The following is a 21,075-nucleotide window of genomic DNA, read 5'->3' on the forward strand; positions in this document are numbered from 1 at the left end:
TAACTTGAAAACATGTTAACAAAACGTATTATACCATGTTTGGATATCAAAAATGGACGAACTGTTAAAGGCGTTAATTTTATAGACCTGAGAGATGCAGGTGACCCTGTTGAATTAGCAAAACAATATGCAGCCGTAGGCGCCGACGAATTGGTGTTTCTGGATATTTCTGCTACGATAGAAGAAAGGGCAACGACCCTCGATATGGTGCTACATGTTGCCGAACAAGTTAATATTCCCTTTACCGTTGGTGGCGGTATTTCTTCGGTAGAAGATGTTGACGCCCTCCTTAAGTGTGGAGCCGACAAAGTATCTATCAATTCATCAGCTGTAAAACGACCAGATTTGGTTAACGAACTAGCCGATAAATTTGGGAGTCAATGTGTTGTTGTCGCCATTGATGCGAAACAAATTAATGGTGAATGGAAAGTGCATTTAGCAGGTGGTAGCATCCCTACAGATATCGATTTGTTCGAATGGGCAAAAGAAGTAGAACAACGTGGTGCGGGTGAAATATTATTCACTTCGATGGATCATGATGGTACAAAAAACGGATTTGCCAATGTGGCATTGGCCAGATTGTCTGAAGAACTAAATATTCCGATAATAGCTTCTGGCGGAGCAGGAAATGTACAGCATTTTATAGATACTTTTAAAATAGGTAAAGCAGATGCTGCATTAGCAGCTAGTGTATTTCACTTTGGGGAAATTCCGATTCCCGACTTAAAAAAAGAATTAAAAAATAACAGTATAGAGGTGCGTCTTTAAGCATCACCTAAAGATTGAATTATGGATATTAAATACAATAACGAAGGTTTGATTCCCGCAATCATTCAAGATGCAACAACAAAAAATGTGTTGATGTTGGGCTACATGAACGAAGAAGCCTATAACAAAACCATAGAAACCAAGCAAGTTACCTTCTATAGTAGAAGCAAACAGCGCTTATGGACCAAAGGAGAAGAAAGTGGTAATTTTTTAAATTTAGTAGACATAAAAAATGACTGTGACAATGACACCTTATTGTTACAGGTAAACCCTGTAGGCCCCACATGTCATAAGGGAACTGATACCTGCTGGGGAGAAGCCAACACATCGTCTTATGGCTTTTTATCGACACTAGAGACTGTTATCGAAGAACGTGTTGCCAACAAAGACACTAATACATCGTATGTAGCTAGTTTATTTGCCAAAGGTATTAACAAAGTAGCCCAAAAAGTAGGAGAGGAAGCCGTTGAAACCGTTATTGAAGCCATGGATAACAATGATGAGCTGTTTTTATATGAATCTGCAGATCTGCTATTTCATTATTTAATGCTCTTACAGGCGAAAGGATTTAGTTTAAAAGATATTGAAAACGAATTAAAGGGTAGGCATAAATAAAACAGAGGCATTGTATTGGTTAAACAACAATGCCTCATCAAACTTTGGTTGGTCTATTTCAAATTAATTTATCCATTTTTTAGCTTTTGAGTACTTAGAAAACCAAACTAATAATAAGGCAAAAACAATAATGGAAATAGTCATTCCCATGTTATCTACAATACCTTTGGCAAAAAAGTACCCCATCTGTATTACAACAGCAATAAAAGAGAGTACGAATAGGGGATAAGCCCATCCTTTTCTAAGTAAAAGGCCAATACTGGCAATTGTTGCAGAAAAAACAGCAATCGCAAATGCGGCAGTTATCCAAGCTGGTAAACTGGAAGCCAGTTCTAATTGCTCAGGCGTCATTGAAGCTTGCCATCGCTCTGTTTCATAGGCCTGTCCTAAATATTGATCAACGCCCATGGCATTCCAAAAAAGCGCAATAACACTTACTGCCCAAAACCAAATAGTGGGCTTGTTACCATTGTTTAAATTCATAATTGATAGTTTTTAGTTAGTGAAAAGTAATACAAATTATAAAATTTTTGTCACAATTAATAATTACCTTAATTTTCCGCCTCTTTAAAAAATATAATGAAGAAGTATTTTTATGTCATTACTATTCAATATTTAGGATATCGTTTTCATGGTTGGCAAAAGCAACCTAATGTAAAAACGTTACACTTAATGATCGATCGAACCTTAAACTTTATTCTTGATGGTAAGCGCTTTAAAAGTTTGGGATCTGGTAGAACCGACGCCATGGTTTCGGCTGAAAATGCAGCTTTCGAGTTGTTCTTATTTGAGCCAATCAAAGATCTGGATGCTTTTTTGGCTTTGTTTAATCATAATTTACCACAAGACATCCGGGCTACTGGCATCCGTGAAGTTGATGCTAAATTTAACATTATAAAGCACTCAAAAATCAAAGAGTATATTTATTTGTTCACCTGTGGGGAAAAGTGCCACCCGTTTTGTGCGCCTATAATGACTACCATTCTTGACGATTTGGATATAGAATTAATGAAGCAGGGAGCAAAACTTTTTGAAGGCGCGCACAATTTTAAATCCTACTGTTTTCGTCCTACCGATAATGGTATATATGATCGTGAAATTTTAACATGCGAACTAGTAGAAAACACAATTTATCAAGCCAACTATTTTCCCAAGCACAGTTATATACTACGCGTAAGGGGCAAGGGGTTTATGCGTAACCAAATCCGGTTAATGATGGGAACGCTTATCGATTTAGGAAAGGGCAAATTAAGTCTCGAGGATATTAAAAATAGTTTAAAGCCTGATAGTACTTTAAGAATGGAATATATAGCACCTGCATCTGGGCTTATTTTAAACAAGATTGAGTTTGAATAATCTCTAGGCATTTTGTAATTTACAATCCTAAAACATACAAATACATTTCAATATAATCCAAACTGCTATGGGAGCTACGGTTCAAAAAGAAGTATTTACATTTTTCAAGAATTTAGAAAAAAACAACAATCGCGATTGGTTCAATGATCACAAGAAAGAATTTAAGGCTATTGAAGCCGATATAAAGCAAGTTTATAATGCCGTTTTGGAAAACCTTAATAAACATGACGACATAGACAAGCTTAAGCTTTTTAGAATATACCGTGACGTACGTTTTTCAAAGAATAAACTCCCCTACAAAACGCATTTTGGAGGTTCGTTTCACCGCACCAAACCTAAATTGCGTGGTGGCTATTATTTACATATTCAGCCTAACAATGAAAGCTTTATTGCTACAGGATTTTGGGAACCAGCTAAAGAAGACCTTTTGCGAATAAGAAAGGAATTTGAAATGGACGATCAGGAAATTCGAGATATCATAAACGAAAAGCAATTTAAAAGTGTTTGGGGCGATTTTGTTGGTGATGAAGTAAAAACAGCACCCAAGGGATTTAGTAAAGACCATGAGGCCATTGATTTAATAAAAAAGAAGCAATACATTTTTGTTAAGAAATTTACCGATAAAGAAGTGCTAGATGCCAATTTTATTAACGAAGTCGATCAAGCATTCAAAGCCATACGTCCATATTTTGATTACATGAGCGATGTACTTACAACCGACTTAAACGGGGTCTCTCTTATCTAACCAATAACTTTTAAGCCTAATTTTAAACAACGGCCAGCAACTCTGGCTTTTCTAAAAGTTGGATGTTATTAATTAAACGCTCCTTAACAAGTTGCATCATACGCTTGTTAAGGGCAGAAGAATTTTGGATGTATATCAAATATTCTTCCACTGTAAATTGTCCGATAACAATCCCTTTTAAGGAATTTCTGAATTTCATATCACGTTGAATGGCGTTTTCAATGTAATCGATACGTTTATCCAGTTTTAATCCATAAAAAACAGATTTGTGCTTATTGGCATAATTTTTAAACACCTCTATCAAAAGGTCATTTTGAAGCTTGATAACAGGTCTTAAAACCTGATTTTGGAATCGTTCGTCAGAACTCATGCTGTCGTTAATTGTGGCTTCAGGGACTTCCGGACGAATACTTTTTAGGTTAAGATGTCGTGTATTCATGATTAAGAGTTTTACTAAATTTAGAGATTATTGGTACGCATTGGGGAGAGCCACCCTTATAATTATCAACGACCTTATTAACAACAACAATTTTCCTATCTTTAAATCCTCAAAAAAGAGCCTGTAACGATATGAAATTTGGAATTGTAGATAACCCCGAGATTATAGATTTCACATTACCGCCCGACCACCCTAAGACCAAAACTGTTCTAAACAAGTATAAGGACGATAACATTCCTGAGATATACGTAGGTTGTGCCAAATGGAATAGGGCAGATCTTAAAGGATTCTATCCCAGAGGAACAAAAGATGAATTGGTGTATTATGCCTCGCAATTCAATGCAATAGAGCTCAATGCTACTTTTTACAGAATATTTCCAGCTGAGCAATTTGCGACATGGTATAAAAAAACACCCGATGGATTTAAGTTTTTCCCTAAACTGAACCAGGAAATTAGTCATTGGAAACGTTTAAACGAAACCAAAGAAGTTGTTGACAACTATTTATACAATGCAATCAATCTAAAAGAAAAATTAGGAACTATATTTTTACAAATGCATAATAATTTTGCACCTAAAGATTTTAATAGGGTAATACAGTTTGTAGAAGCCTGGCCAAAAGAGTTGCCGTTGGCAATTGAGTTTAGGCATACCGATTGGTATAACGATGCCTCGGTTGCTAAAGCGTTATATCAACTTTTAGAGGACAATAATATTGGAAATGTTATTGTAGACACAGCGGGGAGACGTGATTTATTGCATATGCGACTAACAAACGCAACAGCATTTGTACGCTATGTTGGAGCCAATCATCCAAGTGATTACAGCCGTTTAGACGATTGGATAGAACGTATTAACTATTGGAAGGGGGAAGGTATTAAAGAGATCGATTTTTTTATACATCAAAACATAGAAAAAGAATCTCCACTATTATCTGCCTATTTCATTAAAAAGATCAATGAACAATTAGGATATACCTTAAAGGTTCCTAATGAACAGGAACAACAGACATTACTTTAAATAGAAACACAAAACATGAGATTTCACACAAGAAAATGGGTTAAACCAGAAGATTTAAACCCAAACGGAACATTATTTGGTGGTCGTCTTTTAGAATGGATTGACGAAGAAGCTGCACTGTATACCATCATTCAATTGGAAAACCAGAAGGTAGTTACCAAATACATGAGCGAAATAGATTTTAGGGCTTCAGCTAGAGAAGGTGATATTATTGAAATAGGTATAGAGGTTGTAAAATTTGGAACAGCATCGCTTACATTAAGTTGTGAGGTTAGAAATAAAATGACCAGAGAAACCATAATTACCATTTCAAATATCGTAATGGTTAATTTAGATACCGATGGAAAGCCCAAACCACATGGGAAAACCCATATAGAATATGTGGCTGACAGATTGGAATAAATGCTAGAAATCCCACTTTAAAAATTATAAGTGATTTTAATATTCTATTGAATTTAATTCAATTTATATATCATCTATTGGTAATTTTATAAAAATTTAATACCAAAGCATCTTAAACATTTAAATAGCTGCAATAAAATACAGTTTTTTATAAATTTGTTGCTCTTATAGCTTATGCTGCTTAATTTCAGTAGACATGTATAAGTTTTAATACAAAATTAAAGATATTTATGAGCAAGACATTGTTTGACAAAGTATGGGATTCCCATGTTGTAAGAAAGATTGAAGGTGGACCGGATGTGTTTTTTATCGACCGTCATTTCATTCATGAAGTAACGAGTCCTGTAGCCTTTTTAGGCTTAAAAAATAGAGGATTAAAAGTGTTGTATCCAGAGCGAACCTTTGCGACAGCCGATCACAATACACCTACTATAAACCAGCACTTGCCTGTGCAAGATCCCTTATCTGCAAACCAATTAAAGGCCCTAGAAGATAATTCTAATGAGCATGGTATTAGCCACTGGGGTTTAGGACATAGAAAAAATGGTATTGTACACGTTGTAGGACCTGAGAATGGCATTACCTTCCCAGGAGCTACAATTGTTTGTGGAGACTCACACACCTCTACACATGGTGCTTTTGGAGCCATTGCATTTGGTATTGGAACCTCCGAAGTAGAGATGGTTTTGTCTACACAGTGTATTATGCAGCCAAAGCCTAAAAAGATGCGTATTAATGTTAATGGACAATTAGGTAAAGGCGTAACACCTAAAGATGTTGCCTTATATATCATTTCACAACTAACAACATCAGGAGCAACTGGTTATTTCGTAGAATATGCTGGAGATGTGTTTGAAAATATGACCATGGAGGGACGTATGACCGTATGTAACTTGTCTATTGAGATGGGAGCACGTGGCGGTATGATCGCTCCAGACGAAACAACGTTTACTTACTTAAAAGACAAACCATTGTCTCTAAAAGGTGAAGCATGGGATACTGCAGTAGCACACTGGAAAACCTTGAGAACAGATGATGATGCTACATTCGATAAAGAATTAACATTTAGTGCAAGTGATATTGAACCCATGATAACCTACGGAACCAATCCGGGAATGGGTATCGGTATATCGAAGCATATTCCGAATGCAGAAGCTGTAGAAGGTGGTGTTGCTACCTATAAAAAATCCTTGGATTATATGGGATACCACGAAAATGATTCCATGATTGGTAAAAAGGTAGACTATGTGTTCTTGGGAAGTTGTACTAATGGACGTATTGAAGATTTTCGTGCTTTTGCATCCATAGTAAAAGGAAAGAAAAAAGCAGAACACATTACCGCTTGGTTAGTTCCGGGATCACATGAAGTAGAAGATCAGATTAAGGAAGAAGGTATTTTGGATGTTTTAACAGAAGCTGGCTTTGCATTAAGACAACCAGGATGTTCGGCTTGTCTGGCCATGAATGACGATAAAGTACCGGCAGGAAAATATGCGGTAAGTACTTCTAACAGAAACTTTGAAGGACGTCAAGGGCCTGGTTCCAGAACCTTGTTAGCAAGTCCTTTGGTTGCTGCAGCTGCAGCTGTTACTGGCGTTGTTACCGATCCGAGAACACTTTTGTAATTAAAAATTAAAAATGAATAGTTAAAAGTTAAAGAGGGCGTTCAAAGGCTTTAAACTTTAAACTTTAAACTTTAAACTTTCAAAAAATGGCTTACGATAAATTTAATGTATTAACAAGCACAGCGGTACCATTACCTTTAGAGAATGTAGATACCGATCAAATTATACCAGCACGTTTCTTAAAGGCAACAAAACGCGAAGGCTTTGGAGACAATTTATTTCGTGACTGGCGTTATAACGACGATAACACCCCTAAAGAAAGTTTTGTATTAAACAATCCTATTTATAGTGGAAAAATCTTGGTAGGAGGTAAAAACTTCGGATCAGGTTCATCAAGAGAGCATGCTGCATGGGCTATCTACGATTATGGATTCCGTTGTGTAGTATCTAGTTTCTTTGCAGATATTTTTAGAAACAACTGTTTAAATATTGGTGTATTACCCGTACAGGTAAGTCCAGAATTTTCAGAACAAATATTTAATGCTATCTACGACGACCCCAATACTGAAATAGTTGTAGACCTACAAAATCAAACCATTACTATTGCAGCTACTGGTGCACAAGAATCATTCGATATAAATAGCTATAAAAAAGAAAACATGTTAAATGGTTTCGACGATATAGACTATTTGCAAAATATGAAAGGTGAAATAGAAACGTTTGCAAACGGTTTGTTGCTATAACAATGGCTACACACAGATTAGAAATAATGGATACGACATTACGCGATGGCGAACAAACATCGGGTGTGTCGTTTTCTGCTTCTGAAAAGTTAACCATAGCTAAACTTTTACTTGAAGAACTAAAGGTAGATCGTATAGAAATTGCATCAGCCAGAGTATCAGAAGGAGAGTTTCAAGCCGTAAAGGATATTACCCAATGGTCCAAAGAATATGATTGTATAGACGCAATAGAGGTGTTAACCTTTGTCGATAATGGGGTATCGTTAGATTGGATGATAGAGGCAGGCGCTAAGGTTCAAAATTTATTGACTAAAGGTTCATTAAATCATTTAACTCATCAGCTTAAAAAAACACCAGATCAGCACTTTAGTGAGATATCTGAAAATATTAAACTTGCAAACGAACGCGGTATTGCAACCAATATTTATCTTGAAGATTGGAGCAATGGCATGCGTAATTCCAAAGATTATGTATTTGAGTTTTTAGAATTCTTGGCGACCCAACCTGTTAAGCGTATTATGCTACCAGATACCTTGGGTATTTTAACACCAAAAGAATCCTATGAATTTATTAAAGAAATAAAAGACAAATACCCAAATACTCATTTTGATTTCCATGCCCATAATGATTATGATCTAGGCGTATCCAATGTAATGGAAGCCATAAAAGCAGGTGCTAATGGGTTGCACTTAACCATTAATGGTATGGGCGAACGGGCAGGAAATGCCCCTATGGCTAGTACCATAGCCGTTATTAACGACTTTATGCCCGATGTGGAAATAAATGTAAACGAAAAAGTGCTGTATACTGTAAGTAAACTGGTTGAGAACTTTTCGGGTGTGATGATTCCGGCTAACAAGCCTGTTATAGGCGCCAATGTTTTTACACAAACAGCTGGAATTCATGCCGATGGCGATAACAAAAAAAACCTCTATTTTAGTGATTTATTGCCTGAACGCTTTGGTAGGACACGAAAGTATGCCTTAGGAAAATCTTCTGGTAAAGCCAATATTCAAAAGAATTTACAAGAATTAGGCTTACAGTTAAATGATGACGATTTGCGAAAAGTAACACAACGTATAATCGAACTGGGAGACAAAAAGCAAGTGGTTACCAAAGAGGATTTGCCCTATATCATTTCCGATGTACTGGATCGCTATACCCATGAAGAAAAGGTAAAAGTAGAATCCTATGTGTTGACACACTCAAAGGGCTTACGACCTTCAACTACTGTTGCTATGACCATTGAAGGGAAAACCTTTGAGGAAAATGCATCTGGTGACGGTCAATTTGATGCCTTTATGAATGCCATACGTAACATTTTTAAACAGAAAAATTTAGTATTACCAGAACTTATCGATTATGCAGTGAGAATTCCGCCGGGAAGTCATTCTGATGCTTTATGTGAAACGATAATCACATGGAAGAATCAAGACAAAGAATTTAAAACCCGTGGTCTAGATTCCGATCAAACCGTTTCTGCTATCAAAGCAACCGAAAAAATGCTAAACATATTTTATTAATTAAGAGAACATAAAATTTATATAAAACGAGCAAATGAAATTTAACATAGCCCTTTTAGCCGGAGACGGTATAGGACCAGAAGTAATAGAACAAGCCGTAAAAGTTAGTGATGCCGTAGCAAAGAAGTTTGGACATGAAATCACTTGGAAACCTGCCTTAACAGGAGCAGCAGCTATCGATGCCGTTGGCGAACCATATCCCGATGAAACTCACGAGGTATGTGCGAATGCCGATGCTGTATTGTTTGGAGCCATTGGCCATCCAAAATTCGATAACGATCCATCTGCACCAGTACGTCCAGAACAAGGTTTACTTAAAATGCGTAAGAAATTAGGCTTGTTTGCCAATGTACGCCCAACGTTTACATTTCCTTCACTTTTAGATAAGTCACCCCTAAAACAAGAACGTATAGAAGGTACCGATTTGGTCTTTTTACGTGAATTGACGGGCGGTATTTACTTTGGTGAAAAAGGAAGAAGAGATGAAGGTGAAACTGCATATGACAATTGTGTATATACTAGGAAAGAAGTACAACGTTTAGCTAAAAAGGGTTTTGAATTAGCCATGTCGCGCTCTAAAAAATTATGCTGTGTCGATAAAGCCAATGTTTTGGAAACGTCGCGTTTGTGGAGAGAAACTGTACAGGCTATGGAAAAGGATTACCCAGAGGTAGAAGTAAGCTACGAATTTGTGGATGCCGTAGCCATGCGCTTGGTACAATGGCCTAACAGCTACGATGTGTTAATTACAGAGAACTTGTTTGGAGATATTCTAACCGATGAAGCGTCTGTAATTTCTGGTTCTATGGGATTAATGCCATCAGCATCTATGGGAGCCGATATTGCTTTGTTCGAACCTATTCACGGATCCTATCCACAAGCTACTGGTTTGAATATAGCGAATCCTATGGCAACAGTTTTATCTGCAGCTATGATGTTCGAAACAGCATTTAACCTTCCGGAAGAAGGAAAAGCGATTAGAGATGCTGTAAACAAAGCCCTGGCAGAAGGTATCGTAACTGAAGATCTTGCCGACGGAGGAAAAGCTTATGGTACTAAGGAAGTAGGTGATTGGTTAGCAGCTAATGTCTAAGCCGTATTGACATAAATTTATAGAAAAGTGAGTCCAAATGGGCTCACTTTTTTTGAATGTTTTTCTAATATCAGATTACCCGAATTAGACTGCTATTTTATGAAAAATCATGTCATTCCTGTACAGGAATGAATCCATAAGCCGAAAAGATCTATCTTATTTTGACTTCATTTAGAATTGATACATCGAGCGCAGTCGAGATGTAAATACTATTTCCAAACCGTTTTAAAATACTCGCAGACTATAATCATGTCTTCTGTTGGTTCTGAGCCTTTAGCTTTCATTTCCCTGCCGTAGTAATCCCAGTGTACTTTTTTCCAATAATCTAATGATTTATCGCCTTCCCCTTCAATGTGGGCGTATTCCGGAGTGATGTCCTTAAATGGCACTTGTTCAACTTTGGTTGTTTGAATAATTGCTTTGGCTTGGCCATTCCAATTTGTTATTATATAAAGGTCTCCATTTTGAGGAAGCGGTTCCTTATATGTTTCAAACCACCACAAAGAAGTTGATGTAGCTTGTTTGATGCCTTCAACAGTCAATTGCGCACAGGTATCAGCATCCAGTTGGTTGTCACAAAAGTAGCAAACGACTGGCAAAGGTTTATTTTTATATTCGGGGTTATTTTGGATAAATCCTTGCCACAGTGCTTGTGCAGAACTATGAGTAGTTTTTGTCATTGAAGAAAGGTGATTTAAGTAATCTCTAAGAATCAAATGTAAGCAAAAGTGAAAACATTTTTCTTTATCCTAGAACTTACTTTAATATAAAAGAATTGATAGTTGATATCAAGATATTCTTTAGTTAAGGAGCTTTAAACGACGAATTACTCGGCAATTCAAAAATCTCCAAATCAAAATAGGGAAGTGCTGCTATAAGGTGATCGAAAATATCCGACATAATATACTCGTAATTTTCCCAACGTTTATCACTGCTAAACGCATAGATTTCCATAGGGATTCCTTGTGTAGTAGGGGCTAGCTGACGTGCCATAATCATCATGTCTTTATTAATAGCAGAATGCTGCTTTAAGTAACTATCAATGTATTTTCTAAATACCCCTATATTAGTAAGATTGCGACCATTTAACAACATGTTTTTGTCCACATCATGTGATTGGTTGTAAGTTTGGATATCAGCCTGTCTTGATTCCAGGTATTTGGTAATTAACTGTACACCTTTTAATTTTTCTACATCAGCTTCCGTTAAATACTTAACACCTTGCTGATTAATATAAAGAGCACGTTTAATACGACGCCCCTCCGAGCTGGTCATACCACGCCAATTTTTAAAAGAATCAGATATTAGGGCGTAAGTAGGAATGGTAGTTATGGTCTTGTCAAAATTCTGAACCTTTACGGTAGCCAAAGTAATTTCAACAACATCGCCATCGGCACCGTATTTTTCAAAAGTGATCCAATCCCCAATGCGTACCATATCGTTAATAGAAACCTGAATACTGGCAACAAATCCTAAGATAGTATCTTTAAAAACAAGTAAAATAATTGCCGAAGCTGCACCAAGACTAGCCATGAATTCAATGAATTCAATATTGGTAACTATGGCAAAAGCAGAAAAGATACCAATTACCCAAGCAAAAATCATAAACACCTGAATATAGCTCGCTACCGGTTTGTCCTTAAATTGGCTAAGCGTCTTTAGATAATCTTTAACGGTATTTAAAAAGCTTCTAACGATCCATAAGGCTAGTATAATACCAAATACTTTTAGACCTTTTTCTACGATATTTTCATAATACTGAAAATCGATTAAAACAATTGGAACAAATTCTAAAGCTATTAAAAGCGGAATGATATGGGCGATATTTCGCGGTGCTTTGTTGGCTACAAGTAAGTCGTCAAAATTAGTTTTAGACTTTGCTGCAAACTGGGAAAATAAACCAATAAGCAGTTTTCTAATAATAAAGTCTATTATAAAAATAATAATAAGTAAACCAATAAGCAACAGCAGCATGTTTAAATATTTTGCAGCTGTTTCGTTCGTTCCAACAGATACTAGGTAATCATAAAGTAAATGTTTAACAGATTCCATTACTTAACAGGTTTTAGATATTTTCTATCAATATAAAAAGTGCCAAATGGAATGATAGCAGCCAATAGAACACCTCCAAATTGATTTGTATTCCACTCAAAATCTTTCTTCAACATAATAGCTAGTACTATGTACCCCATAAACAATAAACCATGCGGCATACCCAACAACTTAACATATTGTGGATCGTCGAGCATGTATTTAATTGGAGTGGCTATAAACAACAATAAAATATAAGAAAGCCCTTCTAGAAAAGCTACAATTCTAAATATACTAATAAATGAAACCATAAAGCATTATTTTTAAGCTGCAAAAATACAGTACAGCAATTTAAAACATATAGCTTTTAAGACTTTTTTAAAATATATGGAAAATAATAAGCCCGTAAGCCAAAAAGCGCAACAAGCGTAAGGAACCGAACAGCACTACATTTTTAAACGGAAAAGCAATAATACCAGCAGCGATACAGGACATAGAAAACGGCAATGGGAGCAGTGCTCCAACAACAATAAGGAAACCACCCCATTTTCTGGAGTTCTTAAGCTGCTTAGCCATTTTAACTTCTAAATAGTCATGTACAGTCGGAATTTTGGTAATCGCAACACCAATCCAATACGATAATAAGCCCCCAACATAAGAAGCAAATGCAAGAACAGACAAGTACAACCACGGACTGTGCATTTTTCCAGACCAAGCTATAAAAATTTCGGGGGGTATTAGGCCCAACAGTGTTTCAGAAACAAAAAAGAAGATTAGCACACCGTATACTGGTAAGGTTTCTGTAAGACGTACCAATGCCGCATTAATATCAAAAAAATGATTTAAACAGTAAATACCAACAACCAAAAGCACAATAACAGGCAAAGCCTTTCTAACAGCTTGCCAAACAAAACTATAAAATCCCGTATAACTATAATACTGATGCAATAACTGAATACGTGATTTTTCGGTTTTATTTTTTAACTTTCCTTTCATGTGTTTGCACCTGTTTTTTGCAAAGTGCAAATATAAGGGATAAGAGCGGTCTTATAAGGGATTTTTAAGATTATTTAACATGTATGAGGGACATCTCGGGAATTTCATTTAATCTTTTTTGCTCGTTAGTTAAAACTTAAACACTCTCTTGCTTCCAAGAATTTTTATCATCACAAATTCACGAATGACAGGATCAAAAAAATATTCGTGTATTCGTGGCAAAGCATAATTTAGTCCATTAAGATGACATATGTCATTTTATCCTCTACTTTTTGTAGGTACCTTAGTAGTGTTTCAGCTGAAACAGGAAATATGAAGTAACCTCTTAACATCAAATAAAAACAAAAAATTATTTCTAAACACGTATATTTTTTATAACTTACTTAATTCCAGTAATCTACAAAATTAATGTCAATGAAACGAGTATTAATTAATTTTAAAAATAGCTTCGAAAGAGGGTATGCTTAAAATTTATAAAGTGAGAGTGAAGCGGTTGCGCACGTTCTCAATTTTATAATTACTATATAATCAAATAATTAACTAAAATCTAAACGAGTGAAAATTTACGACGAAAAACACATCAAAAATGTTGTTTTTGTTGGTGCTCATGGCAGCGGAAAAACAACACTGGCTGAGACCATGCTCTTCGAAGCTGGGCTCATAAACAGGCGAGGAACCGTAGAAGAACACAACACGATTTCCGATTACCATGCGATAGAGCACGAACGTGGTATATCGGTTTTTGCAACACCACTACATACAGAATGGCGTAATTACAAGATTAATATTATCGACACTCCAGGATTGGATGACTTTATTGGTGAGATTATTTCATCCATTAGGGTGGCTGATACTGTTGTTAACGTTATCAATGCCAAAAATGGCTGTGAGATCGGTACAGAGATCATATGGAACTATATTGACAAATACCACAAACCCATGTTGTTTGTCATCAATCAATTGGATCATGTCAACGCCGACTTCGAACAAAGCTTTGCAAGCATCAAAAAGCTTGTAGGCAATAACGTTGTCAAAGTACAGTACCCCATTGTTATCGATGGGGCTTTTTGTTTAATAGACGTTCTTAAAATGAAACTTTATAAGTTTCCGCCACAGGGAGGGAAGCCTGAGAAATTAGATATCCCGGATTCCGAAAAGGAAAAAGCCGATACGCTTCACAATGAACTGGTGGAGAAAGCCGCTGAAAACGACGAAGAACTGTTGGAAATTTTCTTTAACAAAGGTACGCTGAACGAAGATGAAATGCGACAGGGGATTAAAATGGGTATGACCAACCACGATCTGTTCCCTGTGTTTTGTGTTTCCGCACTTAACGATATGGGCACAGGCAGGTTAATGGGTTTTATCGATAATGTAGCACCCGCTACGGCCGATCTCAAGCCCGAACAAAGCATTGAGGGTAAAACGATAGTATCCGACAAGGCAGTCCCCACCACCTTGTTTATTTTTAAAACCTTTCACCAACCTAATTTGGGGCAGGTCACCTTTTTTAAAGTCATGTCCGGTACTGTTAATGTTAACGACAAGTTTGTCAACTCCAATAACGGGGAAACCGAAATCATGAACCAGTTGTTTATTATGGATGGCAAAAACCGCAGTACCGTTAACAAACTGGCTGTAGGCGACATCGGTGCCACCTTAAAGCTGAAATACACTGAAACAGGCGATACGCTTTGCTATAAAGGCCATCAGGTAACGCTAAAACCCATTAAGTATCCCGACTCCAGGATTACTAAAGTGGTTTCCGCACTCAGCAAGAATGATGATGAAAAATTGAATGAGGCACTAAAGAAACTAAACAGCCAGGATCCTACGGTAATAATTGCCTTTTCAAAGGAAACCAAACAGCTGCTGTTAAGCTGTCAGGGTGAATTGCATTTGGCTACCATAAGGTGGATGTTGGAACATTTATACAACATTGAAGCGGAATTTAAAAAGCCGAAGATTGCCTATAGGGAGACCGTACAGCGCTCGTCTACAGCCAACTACAGGCACAAAAAACAATCGGGAGGTGCCGGGCAGTTTGCTCAGGTACACCTTAAGATAGAACCTTGGTACGAAGGGCTTGAAGAACCGGAAGGTTTTAATATAAGAGGCAAGGAAATTGTGGCATTGCCTTGGGGCGGCACCTTAGTATTCTATAACTGTATTGTAGGTGGTGCCATAGACCAGCGCTATTTGCCATCGATAATGAAAGGTGTACTGGAAGTCATGGAGTCCGGTCCGCTCACCAAATCGTTTATACGCGACGTACGGGTGATAGTCTACGACGGTAAAATGCATCCCGTAGACTCTAACGACATCTCCTTTAAAATTGCCGGAGCCTATGCCTTTAAAGAGGCCTTTTTAAATTCTAATCCCAAGCTATTGGAGCCTACGAATAGGCTGACTGTTAAAGTTCCCGAGGATATGGTAGGTAATGTGATGACGGACTTACAAACCCGACGCGCCATTATCCAAGGGATTGAAAGCGAAGGGAATTACCAGGTATTAAAGTGTACCTGCCCGGCATCCGAGCTGTATGGCTTTTCCACCGCATTGCGATCCTTAACACAGGGAAGGGCCACCTTTAGTTCGGTGTTCACCTCTTACGAATCGGTACCCGCTAATGTACAGAACGACTTTATTAAACAAGTAGCCTTAGAAGAAATAAAAATTTAGAATAAACAAACATCATGCAAATTCAAACTAAAGTATCCTATTTAAGTGACCTAAAATTTAATTTAGAAACCTGGAAGCGCGAGCTCCGTTTCCATTTTAGCGAAATGGACAGCTTTGAAGAAAAACTAGAGGAAATAGCCTCAAGGGAATACGATAAGCGCGCCATGCAGCAAATCGAAAATTTTCAAAACAGAATCGAAATAGAGCGCAATGAGATCTCAAAACTCATGCACCGCTGTAAAAATAAAATGAATGCCTTAATAGCGGTCGATTATAACGAGTCCATTGACGGTAGTTTGTTGCACAAACAAAAGCCTTTAAAAGAAGACATGCGACAGTACATTAAATTACATTATGACCTTAAAGAAGAAATGATGGGGTTCTTTAGCCAATGGCTGTAATTACAAGAGGTTTTAATAATCAGTATTAGTTGTTAACACCCCATTGTCGCAGGGTTGATGGTGGGGTTTTGGTGATTAAAATTATTGTATAATACAAAAAAAGGCCACATAAAATTATGTAGCCTATATTATTTAGGTTATATAGCTCTTAGCTTTTACGGAGAAAAGTACTCACTTCTATGGCAACATCTTCCCAGGTCTTGCTCACGCCATCAGGACCTTTGTGAAGATCGAAACAGGCTTTGTTTAGGGTTTCTAATGCTCCTAGTGCATCCCAATCAGCAAGGTTCATTGTCCCAGTCATGGTTACACGTCTTTCTTCTGTGATCTTAACGTCCAATGGTAAATCGTGCGTTACACCGTTCATGGTAATGCTGGCTACACAAGAGTTATTAGTGTATTTAATAGTGCCTTTTAAGATATCCGTATCAAGCATAGCACCAAAAAATGAGGCCTTTAATTTAGTATCTCTACTTTCATCTTTAGTAAATAAACTACTAACGGGAATAGAAAAATTTAAATTATTTAAAGCTTCTTGAGCGGAAGCACCTTCTTTATTGTCAAATTTTAAAACGGTAAACTCACCGCCAACAGGTTTTTTCTCAGTGGTTTTGTAAGCAGTCCATTTTACGGCTGTAGCTTCAGGTTTAACAACAAATTTTTCCACAGCTACAGTTTCAACAGCTGTTTCGGTTTCTGTTTTGGATGCTTTCTTTTTACAACTTATTGTAGAAATTAGTAATAAGGCAGATAAAAGGAATGTTACTTTCTTCATTGTTTTGTTTTATTGTTTATTAAATAATGTCCCAAATTTAATTAACTAATATGTGAATCACTATTTTCTGACTGATAAATATCATGTTTTTTTATATAGCTATGCCATACTTTTGACACCAAATTGTTAGGTATGTTAAAAACGTTAATAAATAAATATAATGTAGCGGGGCCTCGCTATACCAGTTATCCAACAGTGCCGTATTGGAATAAAGACACCTATTCCTTAAAACATTGGAAATCGTCGTTAATCACTTCTTTTAAGGAAAGTAATTCCAAAGAGGGGATTAGTTTGTATATCCATTTGCCTTTTTGTGAAAGTTTATGCACTTTTTGCGGCTGTAATAAGCGTATAACAAAGCAACATAGCGTTGAGTCTCCTTATATTAGTGCAGTTTTAAAAGAATGGGACTTATACTTGGCATTGTTTAATGAGAAACCGATTATAAAAGAGCTGCACCTTGGGGGAGGAACCCCCACTTTTTTTAGTCCGGACAATTTAAAGCGCTTAATACAGGGCATCTTAAATAAGTCTGTATTAGCTGAAGCTTATGAATTTAGTTTTGAAGGCCATCCCAATAATACGACAAGAGAGCATTTACAAGCACTTTACGATCTTGGCTTTAGACGTGTGAGCTACGGTGTTCAGGATTATAATGAAACGGTTCAAAAGGCGATACATAGATTACAACCTTTCGAAAATGTTAAACGCGCCACAGAACTTGCAAGGGAGATAGGTTACACATCGATAGGTCATGATATTATTTTTGGGTTGCCGTTTCAAACTTTAGAACATGTAAAGCAAACCATTTTAAAAACAAAGGTGCTATTGCCCGATCGTCTGGCATTTTATAGTTATGCGCATGTGCCTTGGATAAAAGGTAACGGACAGCGCGGATTTAAAGATTCGGATTTACCATCGGCAGCATTAAAAAGGGAACAATACGAATTTGGGAAAGCACTACTTACCGAAGTTGGCTACCATGAAATTGGAATGGATCACTTTGCGTTAGCAACCGATTCGTTATACAAATCGATGCACAATGGTAGTTTGCACAGAAACTTTATGGGGTATACAGCATCAAAAACACAAGCGATGATAGGCTTGGGGGTTTCTTCGATTAGTGATAGTTGGTATGGGTTCTCCCAGAACGTTAAAGGGCTTGAATCCTATTATCATTTATTGAAAGAAAACATATTACCAGTTTACCGTGGGCATATTTTAAATGATGAAGATCTGGTTATACGTAAACATATCCTTAATTTAATGTGTCGTTTTAAGACAGCATGGACAGATGGTCGATTATATTTTAATGAGCTACCTGAAGTTTTAATACGATTAAAGGAAATGGAAACAGATGGACTGCTTCATATTGGTTCACAAACCATAGAAGTAACTGAAAAAGGTCAACCCTATGTTAGAAATATATGTATGGCTTTCGATTTGTTATTGCAACGTAAACAACCTGATGTACAGTTGTTTTCTATGACGGTTTAACCTAATAAAAGTAAGATAGGGACTATGTTGATCGATAGTTTTGATATTAATTGATATATTTACTATGCGAATAGTATTAAAGTAATTTGAATATAAGATGAAAGGAAGCGAAACAATCGTATATTCTTTAATTTTAAACAAGTTATTTTTTAATAATTAAAATTAAACTCATGAAAAAAATTATTGTACCTATAGATTTCTCTGAACATTCTGAGTATGCTTTAAAGACGGCTGCGCAATTGGCAAAGCAATATGATGCGGAAGTCTTGGCTTTACATATGTTAGAAATGTCCGATATTATGTTAACGGCTTCTGAAGGACTTCAAAATCAGAAAGCAGCCTATTTTTTTAAACTGGCAGAACAAAAATTTGAGGCGTTTCTTGATAAGGATTATTTAAAAGGTATTAATATAATTCCAATTGTAAAGCACTTTAAAGTGTTTAGCGAGGTAAACGATGTTGCAAAAAAGAACGACGCCGATCTTATTGTTATGGGTTCGCATGGGGTTAGTGGTGTTAAGGAATTTTTTATCGGTTCTAACACAGAGCGCGTAGTGCGACATGCCGATATTCCTGTTTTGGTGATTAAAAACAATATTCCAGAAGTTAACTTTAAGGAAGTAGTCTTTGCCTGTGATTTCTCCGAAGAGTCCATTAGGCCTTATATTAACGCAGTAAAGGTGTTTGAGAAGATGGGATCGAAAATGCATTTGGTATATGTAAACCTTCCTAACGAACGTTTTAAGAATACCGCTGAGATAGAAGCTGATGTTACTAATTTCCTAAAAAAAGCCGATGTAGATTTAAACAGGCTCCAAGATGTAAACTATGTCTCTGATTATACTGCCGAAGATGGTATTTTGAATTTTGCTAATAAAATTAGTGCTGATTTGATTGCAATACCAACCCATGGACGAAAAGGCCTGTCTCACTTTTTTGAAGGCAGTATAGGTGAAGATATCACGAATCATGCAAAGCTTCCTGTTATGACGTTTAAAATATAATAAGCTGAATAAACACAGCTTATTAGTGTTGATTAATAGCGATAAAAGGGCAATTTGATGTTAAATTGCTCTTTTTTTAATCAAAAGAATTCCGCGACGGCTAGTCTCGAGGATAGTTCGTTTCAAAAAAATCGTTATTTCCAGAAACGCTTAATTAAACAAGGGTTAATGACATTCCATAGTACCATTAACCATATCTAAAACGGGAGCGGGAGAGAGGTAGGGGATACCCAATCCAAGACCGCGAAGGATAAATAGCATGCCAATAAGAATTACGAAAGCAGGGATAGCCTTTTGGATTTTTTGTCTCGTGGTCCCTTTTAACAAATGACTAAAATAAAGTACAGTAGTCATTAAAGGTATCGTTCCGATTCCAAAAGTAGCCATATAAATACTTCCCTGTAAAGCATTGCCTCCGGCAATGGCTCCAAACAAGGCCATATATACCAAACCGCAAGGCAAAAAGCCATTAAGAAAACCAATGGTTAAAAACGTATCGGTTGTTTTTCTCTTTAAAGCTTTACCCAATCTCGTTTTAACCTTAGCAATTAGTTTGTAAATGGGTTTAGATACATTATATCTATTGCAGGTTGTTTCAGGAACAATTACCAAAACGATCATTAAAATGCCAATGGCGATGGATAATTGTTGTTGGAACCCAAATAGATATAAACTTTTACCAACCAGTCCAAAAACACCTCCTATCAAGCTATAGGCAAGTAATCGCCCGACGTGATAAATGACAATTTGAAATGTTTTCTTGTAAACATTGCTTCGATCTACAGGTAACATAAAGGCTATAGGGCCACACATGCCTATGCAGTGAAAACTTCCCAATAAACCTAACGCCAATGCAGAAACTAGCATATTAATAATTTATGGATTCCTTATATAAATAAGAATTTCCTTTATATTGCCAATCAATTTTAATGTTCCAGCGACCATCTACCAAACGTTTGTCAGGTATGAGCAAATGTGGTTTAGAAATTGAAATGTTAGTTTCAAAATCTAATTGTTTGTTAGATGGTCTATATAGGAACACTTTTCCTGTAATGTCTTTAGATTCAATATTGTTAGGAAACAAAATAAGCAAGCCTTCATTCGTTTTTTTGTAACTAATGTTTTGGCTTAGATCTTTTGCATTTGTTAGTTTATTTATGTCATTTTGATATTCTAGTTCTGCTTTATAATAATCTTCGGTTACTAAATCATGATCGTATTTGTCATTAACGTTCATAGTAATTATAAAATACATAATAAAGCTTATAAAGCCCATAAACGCCATTACTATTCCAGTTCCCCAATTAAATTTCATATGCTTTTTTCTGTATAAACAGAACCTCGTTTTTAATTAATTCTTACTTTTCTATTCTCACTATTGTTTGAGGTTAAGCCCTCGAATATTTGTTTTTAATAGTTGT

At 36.4% G+C, this 21,075-nt stretch carries 23 protein-coding genes; 14 read left to right on the plus strand and 9 right to left on the minus strand.

The features are described from left to right. Positions 1 to 12 precede the first annotated feature (12 nt). Both hisF and hisIE read left to right on the plus strand, forming a co-directional pair. Positions 13 to 768 carry an imidazole glycerol phosphate synthase subunit HisF gene (hisF, locus tag JF259_RS11325; RefSeq protein WP_199115442.1) on the plus strand — a complete coding sequence of 252 codons (756 nt, stop codon included), beginning with the start codon at positions 13 to 15 and terminating at the stop codon, positions 766 to 768. A 21-nt stretch (positions 769 to 789) separates the two neighbouring features. Continuing rightward, positions 790 to 1,383 (plus strand): bifunctional phosphoribosyl-AMP cyclohydrolase/phosphoribosyl-ATP diphosphatase HisIE, encoded by a 594-nt coding sequence (hisIE, locus tag JF259_RS11330; RefSeq protein WP_199115443.1) that lies wholly within the window; start codon positions 790 to 792, stop codon positions 1,381 to 1,383. 63 nt (positions 1,384 to 1,446) lie between these two features. Here the strand turns inward: hisIE and JF259_RS11335 are convergent, their stop codons facing one another. Further along, the gene (locus JF259_RS11335) at positions 1,447 to 1,866 is read right to left on the minus strand and encodes a hypothetical protein (RefSeq protein WP_199115444.1); all 420 of its coding nucleotides are present in this window, start codon (positions 1,864 to 1,866) and stop codon (positions 1,447 to 1,449) included. 96 nt (positions 1,867 to 1,962) lie between these two features. Here JF259_RS11335 and JF259_RS11340 point away from each other — a divergent pair, with 96 nt between their 5' ends. Both JF259_RS11340 and JF259_RS11345 read left to right on the plus strand, forming a co-directional pair. Then, entirely contained in the window at positions 1,963 to 2,739 is a 777-nt protein-coding gene (locus tag JF259_RS11340) for a tRNA pseudouridine synthase A (RefSeq protein WP_199115445.1), read from the plus strand. Positions 2,740 to 2,806: 67 nt separating this feature from the next. Continuing rightward, positions 2,807 to 3,484, plus strand: coding sequence for a DUF2461 domain-containing protein (locus JF259_RS11345; RefSeq protein ID WP_199115446.1), 678 nt, complete (start codon positions 2,807 to 2,809; stop codon positions 3,482 to 3,484). Between the two features lie 22 nt (positions 3,485 to 3,506). Here JF259_RS11345 and JF259_RS11350 read toward each other — a convergent pair whose 3' ends face one another. Further along, a complete protein-coding gene (locus JF259_RS11350) occupies positions 3,507 to 3,923 on the minus strand; it encodes a glyoxalase (RefSeq protein WP_199115447.1) in 417 nt (138 codons plus the stop codon). A gap of 131 nt (positions 3,924 to 4,054) precedes the next feature. Between JF259_RS11350 and JF259_RS11355 the strand changes: the two genes are divergently transcribed. The 6 genes from JF259_RS11355 to leuB all read left to right on the plus strand — a co-directional run bounded on the left by JF259_RS11355 (position 4,055) and on the right by leuB (position 10,268). Continuing rightward, positions 4,055 to 4,942: a DUF72 domain-containing protein gene (locus JF259_RS11355; RefSeq protein WP_199115448.1), complete on the plus strand. Its 888-nt coding sequence runs from the start codon at positions 4,055 to 4,057 to the stop codon at positions 4,940 to 4,942. Between the two features lie 15 nt (positions 4,943 to 4,957). Continuing rightward, on the plus strand, positions 4,958 to 5,344 hold the full coding sequence (locus JF259_RS11360; RefSeq protein WP_199115449.1) for an acyl-CoA thioesterase: 387 nt from the start codon (positions 4,958 to 4,960) through the stop codon (positions 5,342 to 5,344). 230 nt (positions 5,345 to 5,574) lie between these two features. Further along, complete coding sequence (leuC, locus tag JF259_RS11365) at positions 5,575 to 6,969, plus strand: 3-isopropylmalate dehydratase large subunit (RefSeq protein ID WP_199115450.1); 1,395 nt, start codon at positions 5,575 to 5,577, stop codon at positions 6,967 to 6,969. An 86-nt stretch (positions 6,970 to 7,055) separates the two neighbouring features. Then, positions 7,056 to 7,652, plus strand: coding sequence for a 3-isopropylmalate dehydratase small subunit (leuD, locus tag JF259_RS11370; protein WP_199115451.1), 597 nt, complete (start codon positions 7,056 to 7,058; stop codon positions 7,650 to 7,652). Between the two features lie 2 nt (positions 7,653 to 7,654). Then, on the plus strand, positions 7,655 to 9,175 hold the full coding sequence (locus JF259_RS11375) for an alpha-isopropylmalate synthase regulatory domain-containing protein (protein ID WP_199115452.1): 1,521 nt from the start codon (positions 7,655 to 7,657) through the stop codon (positions 9,173 to 9,175). Between the two features lie 34 nt (positions 9,176 to 9,209). Beyond that, a complete protein-coding gene (gene leuB / locus JF259_RS11380) occupies positions 9,210 to 10,268 on the plus strand; it encodes a 3-isopropylmalate dehydrogenase (protein ID WP_199115453.1) in 1,059 nt (352 codons plus the stop codon). 209 nt (positions 10,269 to 10,477) lie between these two features. Here the strand turns inward: leuB and JF259_RS11385 are convergent, their stop codons facing one another. From JF259_RS11385 to JF259_RS11400, 4 genes are all read right to left on the minus strand, one after another. Further along, positions 10,478 to 10,948: an ASCH domain-containing protein gene (locus JF259_RS11385; RefSeq protein WP_199115454.1), complete on the minus strand. Its 471-nt coding sequence runs from the start codon at positions 10,946 to 10,948 to the stop codon at positions 10,478 to 10,480. 124 nt (positions 10,949 to 11,072) lie between these two features. After that, on the minus strand, positions 11,073 to 12,320 hold the full coding sequence (locus JF259_RS11390) for a mechanosensitive ion channel family protein (RefSeq protein ID WP_199115455.1): 1,248 nt from the start codon (positions 12,318 to 12,320) through the stop codon (positions 11,073 to 11,075). Then, positions 12,320 to 12,610, minus strand: coding sequence for a DUF3817 domain-containing protein (locus JF259_RS11395; RefSeq protein WP_199115456.1), 291 nt, complete (start codon positions 12,608 to 12,610; stop codon positions 12,320 to 12,322). The genes JF259_RS11390 and JF259_RS11395 overlap by 1 nt, the downstream gene beginning before the upstream one ends. A 67-nt stretch (positions 12,611 to 12,677) precedes the next feature. Further along, positions 12,678 to 13,295, minus strand: a complete 618-nt coding sequence (locus tag JF259_RS11400) for a YqaA family protein (protein ID WP_199115457.1) — start codon at positions 13,293 to 13,295, stop codon at positions 12,678 to 12,680. Positions 13,296 to 13,850: 555 nt separating this feature from the next. Between JF259_RS11400 and JF259_RS11405 the strand changes: the two genes are divergently transcribed. Beyond that, on the plus strand, positions 13,851 to 15,977 hold the full coding sequence (locus JF259_RS11405; RefSeq protein ID WP_199115458.1) for an elongation factor G: 2,127 nt from the start codon (positions 13,851 to 13,853) through the stop codon (positions 15,975 to 15,977). Between the two features lie 14 nt (positions 15,978 to 15,991). Further along, complete coding sequence (locus JF259_RS11410) at positions 15,992 to 16,378, plus strand: hypothetical protein (RefSeq protein ID WP_199115459.1); 387 nt, start codon at positions 15,992 to 15,994, stop codon at positions 16,376 to 16,378. Positions 16,379 to 16,526: 148 nt separating this feature from the next. Here JF259_RS11410 and JF259_RS11415 read toward each other — a convergent pair whose 3' ends face one another. Further along, positions 16,527 to 17,153: a YceI family protein gene (locus JF259_RS11415; RefSeq protein ID WP_199115460.1), complete on the minus strand. Its 627-nt coding sequence runs from the start codon at positions 17,151 to 17,153 to the stop codon at positions 16,527 to 16,529. A 132-nt stretch (positions 17,154 to 17,285) separates the two neighbouring features. Here JF259_RS11415 and hemN point away from each other — a divergent pair, with 132 nt between their 5' ends. Next, positions 17,286 to 18,650: an oxygen-independent coproporphyrinogen III oxidase gene (hemN, locus tag JF259_RS11420; protein WP_199115461.1), complete on the plus strand. Its 1,365-nt coding sequence runs from the start codon at positions 17,286 to 17,288 to the stop codon at positions 18,648 to 18,650. Between the two features lie 170 nt (positions 18,651 to 18,820). Next, complete coding sequence (locus JF259_RS11425; RefSeq protein WP_199115462.1) at positions 18,821 to 19,654, plus strand: universal stress protein; 834 nt, start codon at positions 18,821 to 18,823, stop codon at positions 19,652 to 19,654. A 165-nt stretch (positions 19,655 to 19,819) separates the two neighbouring features. On the opposite strand, the gene JF259_RS11430 is transcribed toward JF259_RS11425, so the two are convergent. Together JF259_RS11430 and JF259_RS11435 are read right to left on the minus strand one after the other, a co-directional pair. Continuing rightward, on the minus strand, positions 19,820 to 20,521 hold the full coding sequence (locus JF259_RS11430) for a sulfite exporter TauE/SafE family protein (RefSeq protein WP_199115463.1): 702 nt from the start codon (positions 20,519 to 20,521) through the stop codon (positions 19,820 to 19,822). Between the two features lies 1 nt (position 20,522). Beyond that, a complete protein-coding gene (locus tag JF259_RS11435; protein ID WP_199115464.1) occupies positions 20,523 to 20,969 on the minus strand; it encodes a FixH family protein in 447 nt (148 codons plus the stop codon). Positions 20,970 to 21,075: the final 106 nt, after the last annotated feature.

Source organism: Snuella sedimenti (assembly GCF_016428595.1).
GTDB classification, from domain to species: domain Bacteria; phylum Bacteroidota; class Bacteroidia; order Flavobacteriales; family Flavobacteriaceae; genus Snuella; species Snuella sedimenti.